Origin of the sequence: Nakamurella sp. A5-74, assembly GCF_040438885.1 — a bacterium.
Classification (GTDB): Bacteria; Actinomycetota; Actinomycetes; order Mycobacteriales; family Nakamurellaceae; genus Nakamurella.
This window is the reverse complement of record NZ_CP159218.1, coordinates 1,725,906-1,741,250: the sequence shown is the minus strand read 5'-3', so window position 1 is coordinate 1,741,250 and position 15,345 is coordinate 1,725,906. Positions and strand designations below refer to the sequence as shown.

The following is a 15,345-nucleotide window of genomic DNA, read 5'->3' as shown; positions in this document are numbered from 1 at the left end:
GGGGCGGTCAGAGCCTCAGTATCCGGGGGGTGCTCCTGCGGCACCAGTGACACTGCGTCATACACCCGTCGCAGGAATGTCACGGTGGAGTGCTGACGTAGCCCCACTGCCGGGAACCGGTCCGCGCCGATGGGATTGGTCGATGACCACCACACCCGTGATTGACGTCGAACGTCTCAACATCCGGTACGGCGAATTCCATGCCGTCAAGGATCTGTCCCTCCAGGTGCAGCCCGGCGAACTCTACGCACTGCTCGGTACCAACGGTGCGGGCAAGACCTCGACCCTGGAGACCATCGAGGGACACCGCGTCGCCACCTCAGGCACGGTGCGGGTCTTCGGACAGGATCCCACCGACCGCAGAGCTGTCCGTCGAAAGATGGGAATCATGCTGCAGGAGAGTGGATTCGCGCCGGATCTCACTGTGAAGGAATCGATCGGTCTCATCGGCAGCCTCAGCGGCCGGACGGACACCGTCGGCCGCGTTCTGGGCATCATCGACCTGACCCGCAAAGCCGGCACGAAGGTCGCGCAGCTCTCCGGTGGCGAGAAGCGAAGGCTGGATTTCGCCACCGCCGTGTACGGCACCCCGGAGCTGGTGTTCCTGGACGAGCCGACTACCGGCCTGGACATCCAGGCCCGTGACGACCTGTGGAGAGCAGTGGAGAAGCTGCGCGAGCGCGGATCCACGATCGTCCTCACCACGCACTACCTCGAGGAAGCGCAACAGCGGGCCGATCGCATCGGACTGATGCACGACGGTGTGTTCCACCGGGAGGGGACCGTCAACGAGTTGACGCAGACCCTGCCCGCCGCCATCCATTTCACCCTGCCGCCCACGGCGCCGACCCCGCCCCTGCAGGCCACCCGCGGTCCCGACGGAAAGACCCTCGTCGAGACCTTCGATCTGCAACGGGACCTGTACACGTTGCTCTGCTGGGCGCAGGAGCACACCGTGGACCTGCCCGACCTCAGCGCGGGTCCCACCGGACTCGATGACGTGTTCCGAGCCATCGGCACCCACTGACACATCCCGGGACATCCCGGCCCCACCCCACGGAACCGTCCGAGAAAGGGACTTTCCCATGCTGTCCATCGCTCGCAGTGAACTGATCCAGCTCTTCCGCAATCGCGCGGTGTTCCTCACCGGCCTCGTGATGCCCCTGGCCATCAGTGCCTTCTTCCTCTACCAGCACGAGCTGTTCACCAAGATCGGCAGCCTCGGGTACATCGCTGCCGTCGTCATGTTCACCATCGCTGCGTTCGGGCTCTACTCGACCGCAGTCACCACGCTCGCCTCCCGTCGCCAGAACCTGTTCCTCAAACGGCTGCGCTCCACCGCTGCGAGCGACAGCGGAATCCTGGCCGGACTGGTCCTGCCGCTCTCGGTCATCGCGCTGGTCCAGATCGGTGTGATCCTCACCGTGCTGGGCGTGGTGACCGGTGGACCGGCCAACATCCCGCTGCTGGTCGTGGGAGTCATCGCCACGGTCGCGATGATGCTCGCCCTCGCGCTGGCCACAGCCGGCCTCACGAATTCGCCTGAGCACGCCCAGGTGACGACCCTGCCCATCACCCTGGGCGTGATCGCCGTGGCGAGCTACGTGGGGATCGCGGGCACCGAGGACCTGGCGCTGCTCAAGCGTCTGCTGCCGGGTGGCGCGGCGACCGAACTGGTCTCCAAAGCCTGGAACGGTGGCGCGCCGCTCGGCGAATCGCTGCTGTTGCTCCTGCCAACCCTGGCGTGGGTCCTGGTGGCGGTCGCCTTGGCGGGTCGGATGTTCCGTTGGGAACCACGTCGCTGAGCTCCGTCGAGAAATTCACCACCCGCACACACTCCAATAGATCAACTCCTAAGGCCCATCATGAACAAGAAGATTTTCGCCACCATTCCCGTTGCTCTCTCGCTGGCGATACTGGCCTCGTGCACCTCAACAGGCGCGTCGACGCCGGAATCCGTGGCCACCTCGCCGTCGTCGACCGCGCCAGAATCCGTGGCCACCTCGTCGTCGCCTGCCCCGGACTCCGTGGCCACCTCGTCGCCGCCTGCCCCGGAATCCGCGTCCCCGCCGGAATCCACCCCCAGCTCGGACACCGCCACCGCGACGACGGCAGCACCGAGCCTGAAGTGGGAGAAGTGTCCTGCAGACGTGAAGGACAAAAGTCTGCAGTGCTCGACTCTCGATGTTCCGTTGGACTACCGCAATCCTGGCGGCCGGACGATCAAGATCGCCATCTCGAAGTTGGCCAGCACGAATCCGGACCAGCGTCACGGCGTGCTGCTCACCAACTCCGGGGGTCCGGGTGGCGCGGGGTTGGCTTTCCCTGCCGGGCTGCGGAAATTGGGGCTTCCGAAGAGCGTGCTGGACACCTACGACGTCATCGGGATCGACCCGCGGGGCGTCGGTCACAGCACGCCGGTCACCTGTGACCTGGACCCGGCGCAGACATTCAGCAACATCCCGCCCTATGCGCGCAACGCCGCCGATGTCGCCAGCGACGCCAAGGCCGCAGCTGAAATCGCCAAGGCGTGCGGATCCTCGTCGTCGGCGTCGGTGCTGCCATACATCACCACCGCGAACACGGCGCGCGACCTGGACCGCGTTCGGGAAGCATTGGGCGAGAACAAAGTGTCCTACTTCGGACACTCCTACGGTAGCTATCTCGGAGCGGTGTTCACGACCATGTTCCCGGATCGCAGCGACCGGATCCTGATCGACAGCGTCACCGGGCCGCACGGGTGGGACGCTGAATTCTCGCGGATGGTCGGCCAGGGTTTCCAGGACAGGTTTCCCGACTTCGCAGCGTTCGCCGCCGCACACCCCGAATACGGCCTCGGCCGGACACCGGAACAGGTCAGGGCGACGTACCTCGACATCGCGGCGAAACTGGACGCGAAGCCGAGCTTGCAGGGCGTAGACGGCAGGTTGTTCCGCCAGCTCTCGTTCGCCAAGATTTACTACGACAGCGAGTTCCCGGCGCTGGCCGATATCTGGCAGGCACTCGACGCAGGGAAGAAGCTGCCGGTGCCGCCCGCTGCCGACGCACCAACCGCAACCACCGACGTGCCGGCGGACAACTACCTCGCCAGCCAGATGCACGTGATCTGCAACGACTCCGCCTGGCCGGAGTCGGTGGCCGGCTACCAGCGCAACGTCGCCGCCGACCGGAAGCGCTACCCGCTGTTCGGCGCGGCCGCGGCCAACATCACGCCGTGTGCGTTCTGGCCGTCCGAACCGATCGAGCCACAGGTGACCATCACCGATGAAGGTCCGTCGAACGTACTCATGGTGCAGAACCTCCGCGACCCGGCCACGCCGCTCGCCGGGGCTCTGAACATGCGGAAAGCCCTCGGCGACCGAGCCAGGATGGTGACCGCCGATCAGGGCGGACACCTGGGTTACCTGATCCTGGACAACCAATGCGCCAACAGCATCGCCACGAAGTTCCTCCTCACCGGGCAGCGTCCGGCCAACGACGTCGCCTGTGGGAAGGGCAAGTAGGCATCCTCCCGTGCCGCCTCGGCCCCCGTAGGCAGCGCCTGCTCGCGGGGACCCGATGTGGCACAAGAACTCACCACGCATTCCGCTGACCAACCGCAGTGCTGCTGATCACTCCGGCCAGGTTTGCGTGTACCGCGACGGCCGAGTGTCTCCTCAACCGCAGCACCGTTCACCGTCACGGAGGGGTTACCCACTCCCCTCCCCGCGACGGAGATCAGTTAAACCAGTGGGCCTCAGGGGCCCGAATCCATTCCCCCAAGGAGCAGTTGATGATCGAAGTCGAGAATTTGAAGAAGCAGTACGGCGACACCCTCGCGGTGGACGATCTGACGTTCACCGTGCCCAGCGGGACGGTGACCGGGTTCCTGGGCCCGAACGGTTCCGGCAAGTCCACCACGATGCGGATGATCGCCGGACTGGACGCCCCCACCGCCGGCTCCATCCGGGTCAACGGCAGCACCTTCCGGTCGGCACAGGCACCGATGGCCGAGTTGGGGATCCTGCTCGAGGCCACCGCCGTCCACCGGGGCCGGTCGGCCCGCAACCACCTGATCGCACTGGCGCAGACCAACGGCATCGGCCGCCGGCGGGTCGACGACGTCATCGACATCGTCGGCCTGACCGGGGTCGCCGCCCAGCGCGTCGGCGGGTTCTCCCTCGGCATGGGTCAACGACTGGGCGTCGCCGTCGCCCTACTGGGTGACCCGAAGGTCGTCATGCTGGACGAACCCGTCAACGGGCTCGACCCTGAGGGTGTGCTGTGGATCCGCACCATGCTCAAATCCCTAGCCGCCGAGGGACGCACCGTCTTCGTCTCGTCGCACCTGATGAGCGAGATGGCCCTGACGGCAACACGTCTGGTCATCATCGGCCGGGGCAGGCTGATCGCCGACACCAGCGTCACCGAGTTCGTCGCCCGCTCCTCCCACCAGTCGGTCATCGTCCGAACTCCGGAGGCCACCCAACTACGTGAGCACCTGCTCGGCCCGCACATCACAGTGACCAGCGCAGAACCGAACCTCCTGCAGGTGCAGGGCCTCACCGCAGAACAGATCGGCACGATCGCCTGGCGGTCGCACCTGCCGATCTTCGAACTGACCGCCCAACAGGCATCCCTGGAAGAAGCATTCATGGAACTCACCCACGACTCTGTCGAGTACCGCGCCACCGACGTGGCTCAGGTGTCGGCATGAGCACCCACACCCCCACCCGACCGGACCGGCCGAGGACCCCGCCGACGGGCCAGCGGACCTCCCAGCTTCGGGTCATCGCCTCGGAATGGACAAAGTTCCGCAGCCTCAGATCCACGATCTGGACCCTGTTGATCGCGGCCGTCCTGACGATCGGCGCCGGAGTGCTCTTCTCCGCGGCCGTCCCTGGCCAATACAAGTCCGTGAGCGAAGCCGAACGGTACGGCTTCGACGCCACCGACACGAGCCTCTACGGGATCCTGTTCTGCCAACTGGCCCTGGGAATCCTCGGGGTGATGCTGATGTCCGCCGAATACAGCAGCGGCATGATCCGCTCCACGCTCGCCGTCATCCCCGCGCGGCTGCCCGTGCTGTGGGCCAAACTGGCCGTCTTCGCCGGCGTGACGTTCCTGCTGACCCTGATCGCCGGCCTCGTCGCTTTCCTCGCCGGTCAGGCAATGATGAGCAGCGACAACCTGGGTGTCAGCCTGTCCGCACCCGGCGCAGTGGGCAAGATCGTCGGCGCAGCGCTGTACGTCACCCTGGCCGGGCTGATCGGCGTCGCGCTGGGATCGCTACTGCGCAACACCGCCGCCGGCATCTCCACCTACGTCGCCGTGTTCGTCATGGTCCCCCTCGTCGCCCAGGCCCTGCCCGCGTCCATCGGTGACCATTTCCTGCAGTACCTGCCTTCCAACGCCGGCGGCGCGATGTTCGGCGGAGCCGACGGTGTCACCAACGCGCTGTCCCCGTTGACCGGGTTCCTGGTCCTGACCGCGTTCACGGCCGTCCTCGTCGGGGGTGCGGCATGGCGGCTCAAGGCCCGCGACGCGTGAGCGGGACGGGGGGTGACCGTTCCGATCCAGCAGTGCCGCCCGCGTGCGAAACGCACTGGTGGGGATCCGCATCCGGCGGGGTCGCAGCCAGCCGGTTGCTCATCCCGCGAGAATCGGCGCCGCTCGCACGCAGAGTGCTCACCAGGCGTCGCCGACTGGACGCACGGCGGGGAACGCGTTCGATGGAACCGGGCACACGGTGAACGTCTTCATCATCGGGATCAGCGGCCAGATCGGCGACCTCCTGGCGCAGAAGTTGAGAGCCAAGGGTGCGACCGTCCGGGGCCTCGTTCGCCAAGTCGACCAACAGATTCGGCTCTCCCTGCGGGGCATCCACACCGAGCTCGGTGATCTCGCGCGCCTGACCGCCACGGAGCTCGCATCGATGCTCAAGGATGTCGACGCGATCGTCTTCACCGCAGGCTCGAACGGCGGCGATGAGGAAACCACCAGAAGCATCGACCGAGACGGTCTCGCGACAGCGATCGCGGCGGCGAAGCGTTCCGGTGTCAAGCGTTTCACCCTGGTATCGGTCTTTCCCGAGTCCTGGCGGGAGCGGAACCTCGATGCGGCGGTCGAGTACTACTTCGCCCTGAAAAGAAAGCGGACGTCGCGCTCAGCCGCAGCGGTCTGGACTGGGTCATCCTGCGTCCGTCCCTGCTGGTCGACGGTCCACCGGCGGGTACAGTATCCCTGGGACCCGCTGAACTGCACAGCCAGATCACCCGCGACGACGTCGCGCAGACCCTGCTCGGCCTACTCCACGAACCCCGCATCGGCAGGCAGATCCTCGAGCTCACCACCGGCTCGACCCCCATTCAAGAGTCCATCCGAGCGAACGTCCGTTGAAGGAGAGAGCATGACAGTACGACTGATCAATCCCGACCCGCAGGTGATCGTCGCGTTCGGCCACCATGTTGCCGTCGCGACCGGGAGTCGCCAGGTGCACATCGGCGGCCAGGTCGCCTGGGACCCCAATGGACAGCTCGTTGCCCCAGGAGATCTCGCAGGGCAGGTGGCACAGGTGTACCGCAACATTGCATCATCGCTCGAGGCCGCCGGAGCCACGTTCTCCGACGTCGTGCGGATCACCTGGTACGCAGCGGGATGGCAACCGGAGATGTTCGACGCCTTCAACGCCGGAGTCGGACAAGCAGCACAGGAGTTCGACATCACGACTCCCCCGGCATCGCTCATCGGCGTCCAGATGCTCTTCCAACCCGAGATCCTCATCGAGGCTGAGGTGACCGCAGTCCTGCCTTGACGCACCGAACCCATTGCCCACCAGAGAACTTCGCTCCGTAACGACCCCGAGCGACACGCAGTACGAAGACGAAAAGCACAATGAACGAGCCGAACCTGTTGATCGTCGAGGACCTCCTGCTACTCCTGCTCGACGACGAGACCGGGACGATCGCCGGCGAGGGAACGCTGCACTACGCGCTGGGCGGAGCAGTGATCGCCGAACTGGCACTGGCAGGCCATGTCCGGACAGCGGAGCAAACGGTGTTCCACGGCCTGAAGGTCAGTGCGGTCAGCGAAGCACACGTCAGCGACCCGCTGCTGCGCAGAGCTTACGAGAAGATTGCCGAACGACCGCGCGGCATACAAACGCTCCTACTCGAGATCGGTGCTGACTTGCGGTCGATCGTGCTCGACCGGCTCTTGCACCGCGGAGTGCTCCGCCGCGAGACCAGGAAGTGGTTGAAGATCTTCACCACCAGCCGCCTGCCGACGAACGCCCCGCTCCACGAAGCTGCAATGTTGGAAGCGGTTCGCGCCGTCCTCGAGGACGGCGCGGAACCGGAGAACGCCCGGGAAGCAACGCTGGTCGCGCTCCTGTCCGCGACCGGCACGCTCCCGCAGTTCCACCCGGGCAATCTCCTGGTCCGGCAGAGTCTTCGTCCGTGGCAAGGAACTCGAGAGTGCCTGTTGGGCAGCCCGAGCCGTCGGTGACGCCCTGACGCGTACCGACGCGGCCAATTCCCTGGCAGGTTCCAGCGCTGTAGCGGCCGCACTGAAAGCAGAACGCTGACCGTGCAGTCCCAGGCGGACGCGCCGACGGCGGCTTCGGATCCACCGTCGGATGAAAGAGGTCAGCGACTCATCCAGCAGGTGGCCACGTCACCTCGGCTCTACCTCGCCAGGCTTGTACTTGCTACCGCCGGCGACCCCTTGCCACCGGTGCGAGCAAGGCGATACTTGTTGCAGCAGCGGCTGTCGCAGGCTCCGAGACTTTCGCGGAACGGGTCGGCTTCCTATGGCTGCGGCACGGTGCGGATTCCTCGGAATGCTATGTCCAGGGCATCGTCGACCTGCCCGGGTTCGGACGGTCGGGTGTGCAGCAGCAGGCGGAAGTACATGGCGCCGAAGAGCATGTCGATGAGCGCGTCGGGGTCGGCGTCCGCGCGCAGTTCGCCGTTGCGCTGTGCGCGAGTGATCCGTTCGTGCCAAGCGGTGTGGGCCGGTTCGATGACCTTCGCAAGGTGCGCGCGGGAGAGGTCGGGATCGGATTGGGCCGCGGAGAGCAACCCTTGGATGACCGGACCGATCTGGGTTGAGCTGATCATTCGCGTGACTCCGCCCATGTGGTGGCGCAGATCCTCCACTATGTCACCCGTGTCCTGGTAATCGACCACTGTGGCGAGGCTTTCATCCAATGCCTCGAGCGCAACGGCACCCTTGGATGACCACCAACGGTAGATCGTCTGTTTCCCGACACCGGCGCGTTTGGCGATCGCCTCGATCGAGACGTGGTCGTAGCCGAGCTCGCTGATCAGCGAGGTCGCTGCGTCAAGAATGGCGCGACGACAGCGTTCGTTACGCCGAGTGGGGTCGGGCGGCGCGGGAGTTGACATGACCCCATCGTACAACGCCACGAGACGAGACGAGCCGTCTTGACGGGAGACGAGACGGCTCGTATCGTCAGAGGTGCGTACCGGACCGGGTTCGTATCCGACAGGAGCCCCACGATGGCCACGATCGCCCGCGGTGACCCCCTCACACGCTTGCCGGGGAAAGTGCCCGCCGCCGCGCGATTCTCGATCCGTCGGACTGCGAGCCTGATCCGCAGGAACGCACTCCTGCTCTCCCGGAACAGACTCGCGATCCTTTGTGTGGTGCTGATGCCTGTCCTGCCGCTCGCCCTGCTTTTCACCGGTGAACGTGGCTCACCGGCCGTCGGCGCCGTTGTCATCATCATCATGTTCCAGGTCATCGCACTGATTCCGATCCAGTACACAGGATCCGGGACGGAGTGAGTGTCGAACCGGGGGCGCCCTGCTAGTGCCTGCGGCGGTGGAGGTCCCGCCTTCCCCGCGGTCCCCGCGGTCCCCTGCGCGACATGACCCCACTCACGCGGTGCGGGGTCGAGAGTGCCCGTACGGCCGGGTGCCGTCTGACATCCACATCGATCTTCGCCGATCCTCGGCGTCCCCCACACCCTCAGGAGAACCACATGAACCGATCGAGAACGGCACTCTGGGCCGCACCAGTCCTAATGGCCACCTGCGCACTGACGGGCGCCGCTGCCGCAGGCGCTGCAGGACCAGCGGTACCGACGTCGGGAGCCGTCGCCAGTGACGTCATCGCAGTCACCCACGCACAGAACGACCGGGTTCCCGAAGGCGCCTCCTGGACCCAGCACTACTTCCCGTCTTCGGATGGTTCCGACACCGAACTGCATGCCGACGTGCTGCTGCCGGAGGGACTGGTGAAGGGCGAGAAGGTTCCCGTCATCCTGTCCGTCGGCTCGTACTACGGCCACGCCGGCCAGAACTATCCGGAGGGGTTCACCCACACCGGTCCCTCCGACCGTTTCTCCGACCTGATCGAGGATGCAGACCTGTTCGCCCGCGGGTACGCCCTCGTCATGGTCGATTCGCGCGGCTTCGGCGGGTCCAGTGGATGTCTGGAGCTCGCCGGTCGCGGACAGCAGGCCGACGTCCGGGCGGCGATCGACTGGTCCGCCGACCAGCGGTGGTCCACCGGCTCAGTGGGGATGTACGGAAAATCCTACGACGCCATCACCGGCCTGGTCGGCAACAATCTGGACCAGGACGCGCTCAAAGCCGTCGTCGCCCAGGAACCCATCTGGGACGTGTCCCGGAACTTCCGATCGAACGGCGTGCCCCGCACGACCATCGTCGAGGTTCCCAACGTCTACAACGCCAGCGCCGCGAGCCCGCAGATGCCGGACGACGAACCTCGATACCTGGCCAACGCCGGCTACGAGCTCACACACCCGGAATGTCTGCAGAAGAACTCGGTGGATGCCAGGACAAGTGATCCGCAGTCCGAGTACTGGCGCAGTCAGGACCTCTCTCGGCAGGCGAAGGGCAGCGACACTCCGCTCTTCGTGACCCAAGGATTCATCGAGTGGAACACCGAAGCCGAAGGGATGCAGGAATTCCTCGCTAATCACCAAGGCCCGGAGCGCGGGTGGCTCGGGCAGTGGGACCACGTGCGGGGCAACGACCGCACCCCGGACGGGCAGCTCGAGATGGGCCGCGAGGGCTGGTTCGCCGAGGTCATGTCCTTCTACGACCAGTACCTCAAGGGCATCGCACCGACGAGCGAGTATCCGGCGTACTCCATCCAGGACAGCACCGGAACCTGGCGGGCCCAGGACACCTGGCCGGCAGCGGATTCCCGGGTCACCCTTCCCGTCGGCCGTGGCTCCTACCTCGACGACGGCCGCGAGAGCGGGACCGACTCCAAGAACAGCTTCATCACACGTTCCGAGCCGCTGGACAAGGCAACTCGGATCACCGGCACCCCGCGGATCTCGCTGAACGCCGTCGGTCAGGGCAACGTGATGGTCAAGCTGCACGACGTCGCCCCGGACGGCACCGCCGTCATCTTCGACGAGCAGGTTTCCCTGCTGAGCTCGGGCCGGACCAACTTCGATCTCAGGTCGACCGACTGGACCCTGGCCGCCGGGCACTCCCTCGCCGTGGAGATCGGCACCATCACTCCGGACCCCTTCCCGCTGTCGGCCGAATTCGGGCCGGGTAACGGCTGGCTGGGCACGCCGTCACAGAAGCGGATCACCGTCACCCGTGCACAGCTCCGCGTCGCACTGGACAACCCCGCAGACGACACCCCCACCGCCGGCGGACGCTCCCCGTACCTGGACGTCTACCTGGCGCAGAAGACGGGAGAACTGCCCACCGGCACCGCCACCGTCACCATCCCGGCCAGCACCGGGTGATCCGTGGCGCCTCGGCCACCAAGGCCGAGGCGCCACCATCACCACCAACCGACGGCATCGTGTCGAGGTCAGGCAACGGGCACCGGCAGGCTATCGATCGCAGCGTCGGCGATGCGATTTCTCATCTCGACGCTGACCCCTGCTTTCGCGAGCGCCTCAAGTCCGCGATGTGTACTCACGATCAGCCCGCCCAGCAGCTCAGCGTCGGCGGCTGGGTCGAGGCGTCCAGCACGCTGAGCCTGCTCGACCACCTGTCGGCAGCTGTCGATCAGGCTTTCGAACGCCGCGAGCGACCGGGTCACAATGGTGTCGTTCTCCCAGGCCAGTTCAGCCGTGCCCTTGGCCAGCAGACAGCCAAGTCGATCCGTGTCGTCCTGAGAAGGCTGCAGCCAGGTGCGAAGGCGATCGAGTGCGAGGGTTTCAGGGCCTTCGAGTAGGTCGGCGACGCTCCTCTCAGCTGTCGTGCAGTAGGCGTCGAACACTCGCTCGAACAGGGCCTCCTTGTCGCCGAACGCACCGTAGAGGCTGCCCTTGCTGAGCCCTGTAGCAGTAGACAGATCGTCGACTGAGGTCCCGTGGAAGCCGGTCTCGTTGAACCGCCGGTAGACGGAAACGAGGACATCTTGTTCCTTGAACTTGCGTGGTCGCGCCATGCTGACAAAGCTACCTCGTTCTGAACCGCCGGTCCATAATTTCTGGACGTCCGGTCCAAAACTGCGTTATGCTGGACCGTATGTTCAGAACCCTAGCTCCAGCAGACAGAACCGAATTCGCCGGAAAACGCGCAATCGTCACGGGAGGCTCTCGCGGAATCGGGGCCGCCGTCGTACAACGGCTGCTCGACGGCGGCGCCAACGTCGTCGCGACGGCACGGACCGCCACCGACGAGACGCCAAAGAGTGCCACCTTCATCGCAGGAGACATCAGCACGCTGGCGGGCGCGCAGGAGTTCGCCTCGGCAGCGCTCGCCGAACTCGGCGGCGCCGACATCGTGATCAACAACGCTGGCGCGGCCCGCACCCATCTCGGTGGCATCACGTCCATCCCCGACGAGGAATGGCTCGACGCCCTCGCCCTGAACTTCATGTCCGCGGTGCGGGTGACCAACGCGCTGCTGCCTGCGCTCCATGAGGCCGGGGCGGGCAGCGCGATCGTCAACATCTCATCCATGACGGCGCTCACTCCTACGCCGCCGATGGCCCACTACGGCGCTGCGAAGGCCGCCCTCAACGCCTACAGCAAAGCGCTCGCATTCGAACTCGCCCCCGCCGGGATTCGCGTCACCACGGTCTCTCCCGGCAACGTGCTGACTCCGGGCGCGGACGCTATCCGCCAGGATTTCGCCGACGCAGCAGGCGTCCCGTTGGCCGAGATCACCGCCAACATTCCGCTCGGTCGGCCCGGAGACCCGCGGGACATCGCCGAGGCAGTTGCGTTCCTCGCATCGGACCGAGCTCAGTGGGTCAGCGGGGTGAATTTGAGCATCGACGGCGGCGAACTCCCCGTCGTCTAACCGCAAACCAAGACGCATAGCGGTTGAGAGCCAACTGAGGGCGATGACCTCGTCTTCCGACTCGCCGGGCGCAGGCAGGCAATCGCGTCCCTTGATCGCCGACTCCAATCGTTCTGCGAGCGGCCGTCTCCCAACGACTACGCACGCAGATCAGGGCGCTCGCCCCCTGCCCCGCCCTGATCTGCGCAGCGACATCACCGCGCGGTACGCTGGAAATGCGCCTCCGTCGCTATCTACCCAAGACGTCTGTTCGTCGTGCCTACCGTCGCAGCATCGATCGACCTGGTGGTGCAGATCGGGATGGAGCACGACGGATCCCGACGCATCCGCGAGATCGTGGCGCTGCCCGGCCGCGTCGAGGCCGGCGTCGTCGAGACGGCCGACATCTTCACCACGATCGACGGTCGACTCGTTCGGGCCCAGGGCTATCCCCCGCACCCCGACCGATTCGAGCGCGCCGGCTACGACCTACCCGGCCTGCTCGCGGGCACCCGGACCGGAACCGGTCGGCACCAGGGCAGATCCACCCCGTCCGCAACCGGCTCGAGCTGCGCCCGGACACGGCACCCGGATCGAAACGAAGGCCGCGTTCGCACTCCACCCCGCGACCCGCGAGGGTTCCCTGCAAGTCCGGGAGTCAGTGGCCATGTCGTGTCCGGCATGATCCTGGGCTGCCGGGTGTGGGCGCTGGGCGAGCCGGCAGACGTCGCACAGAGGCTAGTGACCATGACCGCCCGCAACCTTGCGACCCTGCCCGGGTTCCACCCTCGGTCCAGGATCGATTGATGCCGATGACTCAGCTAGCTGATGCGGACCTAGAGTGTCGTCGAGCACTGCTGGCGGCGGATCGAGTCGCCACCGGTTCCCTACCCCAAGGGAGGGCGATGTGAAAATGTTGACGTCCGGCTGACCCGGTCTGAGCGCTATCGGGCCGCCAGAGTGCTGCAGAGCTACCTGGACGGGGAGGTCGACGACCGGACCGCGGCGATCGTGAACTCCCACTTGGAATTCTGCCGGCGTTGCGGCCTTGAGGCCAGCACCCACCGGGCGATCAAGACGGTCATCGCCTCCATCGGACCGGGCGAGGTCGACGCGGCCGCCGTCAGCCTACTGCGGGCGTTCGTCTCCGACCTGGAGGCTCCGGAGGACGGCCGTGACCGGCGAGCGGCGTCCCGAGACACGTCGGTCCGCAACCCGAACGTCCGTACCCACTCGCCGAAACGGGTGAGGGCCCGACAGATGTCCGCCCCGCCTCGGCTCGGCTCTGCAACCGAAAGGATTGATCCCCAATGACCGTTCGACCGTTGGTTGTGGTGTTCGATGTCAACGAGACCCTGTCGGACCTGGGCCCGATGGGTGGCCGCTTCACCGAGGTGGGCGCGCCGCCGGAGCTGTCGCGGGTGTGGTTCGCCGGGGTGTTGCGGGACGGGTTCGCACTGACCGCCGTCGGAGCGTGTGAGCCATTCGCGATGCTGGCCGCCGATAGTCTCCGGACGGTGCTGCACGGGGTCCCGCTGAACCGGGATGTGGACGCCGCCGTCGACCACGTCATGGGTGGGTTCGCCGAGCTGCGTGTACATCCGGACGTGCCGGACGGGATCCGCGCACTCCGCGCCGCGGGCCACCGGCTGGTCACGTTGACCAACGGCGCCGTTCAGGTCGCCGACCGGTTGTTGACCGGTGCCGGAGTGCGGGACGAGTTCGAAAGGCTGCTCTCGGTGGACGATGCCGGCGTGTGGAAGCCGGCCGAAGGGGCGTACGCATACGCGGCGCGGACGTGCGGGGTGGAGCCCGCGGAGATGCTGCTCGTCGCGGTGCACCCGTGGGACATCGATGGTGCTCGGCGCGCCGGGTTGCAGGCGGCCTGGGTCAACCGCACGGGGACGCCGTACCCGAGCTGTTTCACCGCTCCGACGATGACCGTGTCGGGGCTGGACGACCTCGCCCGCCGGATCAGGACCTGAGGTCCCTCGGGCCGGGGAATGCAGCTACCGGGTACCGGGTCGAACAGCAACCCTTCATCGATCTGCCTGGCCCCGATCCACGATCGGCACTGTTCGTTGTCGATCTCGAGTGACTCGCCTCACCTGAGTGGGCCGTACCGGTCGGCGCAGGCTGCAACCGGCACGTACCTGACGGGTCCAAGGCTCAACACGGTGCGGCAGCGACCCGACAGGGAGGAGGGGTGCTGCGCGCGACCGGATTGGGGCCCACGTCAGCTCAGGCGGGCTGATCCGCTGGCGGATCGCTGCACGGTGTGCGACGAGATCCGTTGTTCGGTCGGTGAGGCAAGCAGCGATCTCGGTGCTGACTTCGGTCATCCTGATCACCCGAGGCCTGCTCAACCCAACCGCGTGTCTCGGGCGTGACGGGAGTCTTCAGCGGTAGCGGCAATGCGGGTGCGGAAAGTGTCGATGAGGACCGCAATCGTGGCCTCGTCGCCGCTCGTGACAGCCCCGCTCGCGCTGAGAGGTAGCCCGGCAAACAGCACCTGAGCCCAGGTGCTGGAGTCACAGCGCACCACGGCCGGCGCGTCAGCGAGCGGCCCGCGCTCACCCCTGAAGGCGGACCTGCTCCACTCGATCCCATACGTGTGCTCACCGCCGGACGCAACCCGGTCGTCAGTCAGACGCAGTTCGAGCCGCACGGGCGCGCTCGGGGCGGTGCCGGCGGCCAGGGTGATCATCGCCTGTACGGCGGCGTCGGGGGTGAGGCCGCCTTCGGTGCTGCGCACGGGTGAGGACTGAGCCCACCTGCCGAGCTCACGCAGGATCGGCGCGAGTGTGAGCGCCCAGTCCGTCAGCGCGTAGGCGTGCAACGCGGCGGGGTCCAACTCGTCCTTCTGACAGATCAGTCCGGACTGCGACAACTCGCGCAGGCGGCTGGTCAATACGGCAGGCGTGATACCACGCACTGACTCGAGCAGGGCGCCGAACCTCTTGGGGCCCAACATCAGCTCACGCAGGATCGGGTAGGACCACCGCCCGCCGATCAGTTCCATCGCGTGGGCAGTGGCGCAGGCGTCACCCAGCTCCGCATAAGTGGCCCTGGCCATCAGCACGTCTCCTCAGGTACGGTCTCCGTTGAACTA

The 15,345-nt window shown here is 66.4% G+C and carries 17 protein-coding genes and 2 pseudogenes; 15 read left to right on the top strand and 4 right to left on the bottom strand.

Annotated features, from left to right (window positions below):
* Positions 1 to 142 precede the first annotated feature (142 nt).
* Together ABLG96_RS08005 and ABLG96_RS08000 are read left to right on the top strand one after the other, a co-directional pair.
* Positions 143 to 1,027, top strand: a complete 885-nt coding sequence (locus ABLG96_RS08005) for an ABC transporter ATP-binding protein (RefSeq protein WP_353650832.1) — start codon at positions 143 to 145, stop codon at positions 1,025 to 1,027.
* A 58-nt stretch (positions 1,028 to 1,085) separates the two neighbouring features.
* Positions 1,086 to 1,805 carry an ABC transporter permease gene (locus tag ABLG96_RS08000; RefSeq protein ID WP_353650831.1) on the top strand — a complete coding sequence of 240 codons (720 nt, stop codon included), beginning with the start codon at positions 1,086 to 1,088 and terminating at the stop codon, positions 1,803 to 1,805.
* 41 nt (positions 1,806 to 1,846) lie between these two features.
* On the opposite strand, the gene ABLG96_RS07995 is transcribed toward ABLG96_RS08000, so the two are convergent.
* The gene (locus tag ABLG96_RS07995; protein ID WP_353651636.1) at positions 1,847 to 2,101 is read right to left on the bottom strand and encodes a hypothetical protein; all 255 of its coding nucleotides are present in this window, start codon (positions 2,099 to 2,101) and stop codon (positions 1,847 to 1,849) included.
* 22 nt (positions 2,102 to 2,123) lie between these two features.
* Between ABLG96_RS07995 and ABLG96_RS07990 the strand changes: the two genes are divergently transcribed.
* The 7 genes and pseudogenes from ABLG96_RS07990 (at position 2,124) to ABLG96_RS07960 (ending at position 7,485) form a co-directional block, all read left to right on the top strand.
* Complete coding sequence (locus ABLG96_RS07990; protein WP_353651427.1) at positions 2,124 to 3,503, top strand: alpha/beta hydrolase; 1,380 nt, start codon at positions 2,124 to 2,126, stop codon at positions 3,501 to 3,503.
* Positions 3,504 to 3,772: 269 nt separating this feature from the next.
* The gene (locus ABLG96_RS07985; RefSeq protein WP_353650830.1) at positions 3,773 to 4,696 is read left to right on the top strand and encodes an ATP-binding cassette domain-containing protein; all 924 of its coding nucleotides are present in this window, start codon (positions 3,773 to 3,775) and stop codon (positions 4,694 to 4,696) included.
* Positions 4,693 to 5,529, top strand: a complete 837-nt coding sequence (locus tag ABLG96_RS07980) for an ABC transporter permease (protein WP_353650829.1) — start codon at positions 4,693 to 4,695, stop codon at positions 5,527 to 5,529. The genes ABLG96_RS07985 and ABLG96_RS07980 overlap by 4 nt, the downstream gene beginning before the upstream one ends.
* Positions 5,530 to 5,572: 43 nt before the next feature.
* Positions 5,573 to 6,019 (top strand): annotated as a pseudogene (locus ABLG96_RS07975) (NAD(P)H-binding protein); the annotation flags it as partial.
* Positions 6,020 to 6,057: 38 nt separating this feature from the next.
* On the top strand, positions 6,058 to 6,378 hold the full coding sequence (locus tag ABLG96_RS07970) for an NAD(P)H-binding protein (protein ID WP_353651426.1): 321 nt from the start codon (positions 6,058 to 6,060) through the stop codon (positions 6,376 to 6,378).
* A gap of 10 nt (positions 6,379 to 6,388) precedes the next feature.
* On the top strand, positions 6,389 to 6,793 hold the full coding sequence (locus tag ABLG96_RS07965; RefSeq protein ID WP_353651425.1) for a RidA family protein: 405 nt from the start codon (positions 6,389 to 6,391) through the stop codon (positions 6,791 to 6,793).
* 80 nt (positions 6,794 to 6,873) lie between these two features.
* The gene (locus ABLG96_RS07960) at positions 6,874 to 7,485 is read left to right on the top strand and encodes a GPP34 family phosphoprotein (RefSeq protein WP_353650828.1); all 612 of its coding nucleotides are present in this window, start codon (positions 6,874 to 6,876) and stop codon (positions 7,483 to 7,485) included.
* A 302-nt stretch (positions 7,486 to 7,787) separates the two neighbouring features.
* Here the strand turns inward: ABLG96_RS07960 and ABLG96_RS07955 are convergent, their stop codons facing one another.
* Positions 7,788 to 8,387, bottom strand: coding sequence for a TetR/AcrR family transcriptional regulator (locus tag ABLG96_RS07955; RefSeq protein WP_353650827.1), 600 nt, complete (start codon positions 8,385 to 8,387; stop codon positions 7,788 to 7,790).
* A 114-nt stretch (positions 8,388 to 8,501) separates the two neighbouring features.
* Between ABLG96_RS07955 and ABLG96_RS07950 the strand changes: the two genes are divergently transcribed.
* Both ABLG96_RS07950 and ABLG96_RS07945 read left to right on the top strand, forming a co-directional pair.
* Positions 8,502 to 8,789 (top strand): hypothetical protein, encoded by a 288-nt coding sequence (locus ABLG96_RS07950; RefSeq protein ID WP_353650826.1) that lies wholly within the window; start codon positions 8,502 to 8,504, stop codon positions 8,787 to 8,789.
* 197 nt (positions 8,790 to 8,986) lie between these two features.
* Positions 8,987 to 10,741, top strand: coding sequence for a CocE/NonD family hydrolase (locus ABLG96_RS07945; RefSeq protein WP_353650825.1), 1,755 nt, complete (start codon positions 8,987 to 8,989; stop codon positions 10,739 to 10,741).
* Between the two features lie 68 nt (positions 10,742 to 10,809).
* Here the strand turns inward: ABLG96_RS07945 and ABLG96_RS07940 are convergent, their stop codons facing one another.
* Complete coding sequence (locus ABLG96_RS07940) at positions 10,810 to 11,394, bottom strand: TetR/AcrR family transcriptional regulator (protein ID WP_353650824.1); 585 nt, start codon at positions 11,392 to 11,394, stop codon at positions 10,810 to 10,812.
* Positions 11,395 to 11,474: 80 nt separating this feature from the next.
* On the opposite strand from ABLG96_RS07940, the gene ABLG96_RS07935 reads away from it, so the two are divergent.
* The 4 genes and pseudogenes from ABLG96_RS07935 to ABLG96_RS07920 all read left to right on the top strand — a co-directional run bounded on the left by ABLG96_RS07935 (position 11,475) and on the right by ABLG96_RS07920 (position 14,218).
* Positions 11,475 to 12,254, top strand: a complete 780-nt coding sequence (locus tag ABLG96_RS07935) for an SDR family oxidoreductase (RefSeq protein WP_353650823.1) — start codon at positions 11,475 to 11,477, stop codon at positions 12,252 to 12,254.
* 249 nt (positions 12,255 to 12,503) lie between these two features.
* A pseudogene (locus tag ABLG96_RS07930) lies at positions 12,504 to 12,740 on the top strand (CpaF family protein); the annotation flags it as partial.
* A gap of 453 nt (positions 12,741 to 13,193) precedes the next feature.
* Positions 13,194 to 13,547 carry a zf-HC2 domain-containing protein gene (locus tag ABLG96_RS07925; RefSeq protein ID WP_353650822.1) on the top strand — a complete coding sequence of 118 codons (354 nt, stop codon included), beginning with the start codon at positions 13,194 to 13,196 and terminating at the stop codon, positions 13,545 to 13,547.
* Positions 13,544 to 14,218, top strand: coding sequence for a haloacid dehalogenase type II (locus ABLG96_RS07920; protein WP_353650821.1), 675 nt, complete (start codon positions 13,544 to 13,546; stop codon positions 14,216 to 14,218). The genes ABLG96_RS07925 and ABLG96_RS07920 overlap by 4 nt, the downstream gene beginning before the upstream one ends.
* Before the next feature lie 377 nt (positions 14,219 to 14,595).
* Here ABLG96_RS07920 and ABLG96_RS07915 read toward each other — a convergent pair whose 3' ends face one another.
* On the bottom strand, positions 14,596 to 15,255 hold the full coding sequence (locus ABLG96_RS07915; RefSeq protein WP_353650820.1) for a helix-turn-helix domain-containing protein: 660 nt from the start codon (positions 15,253 to 15,255) through the stop codon (positions 14,596 to 14,598).
* Positions 15,256 to 15,345: the final 90 nt, after the last annotated feature.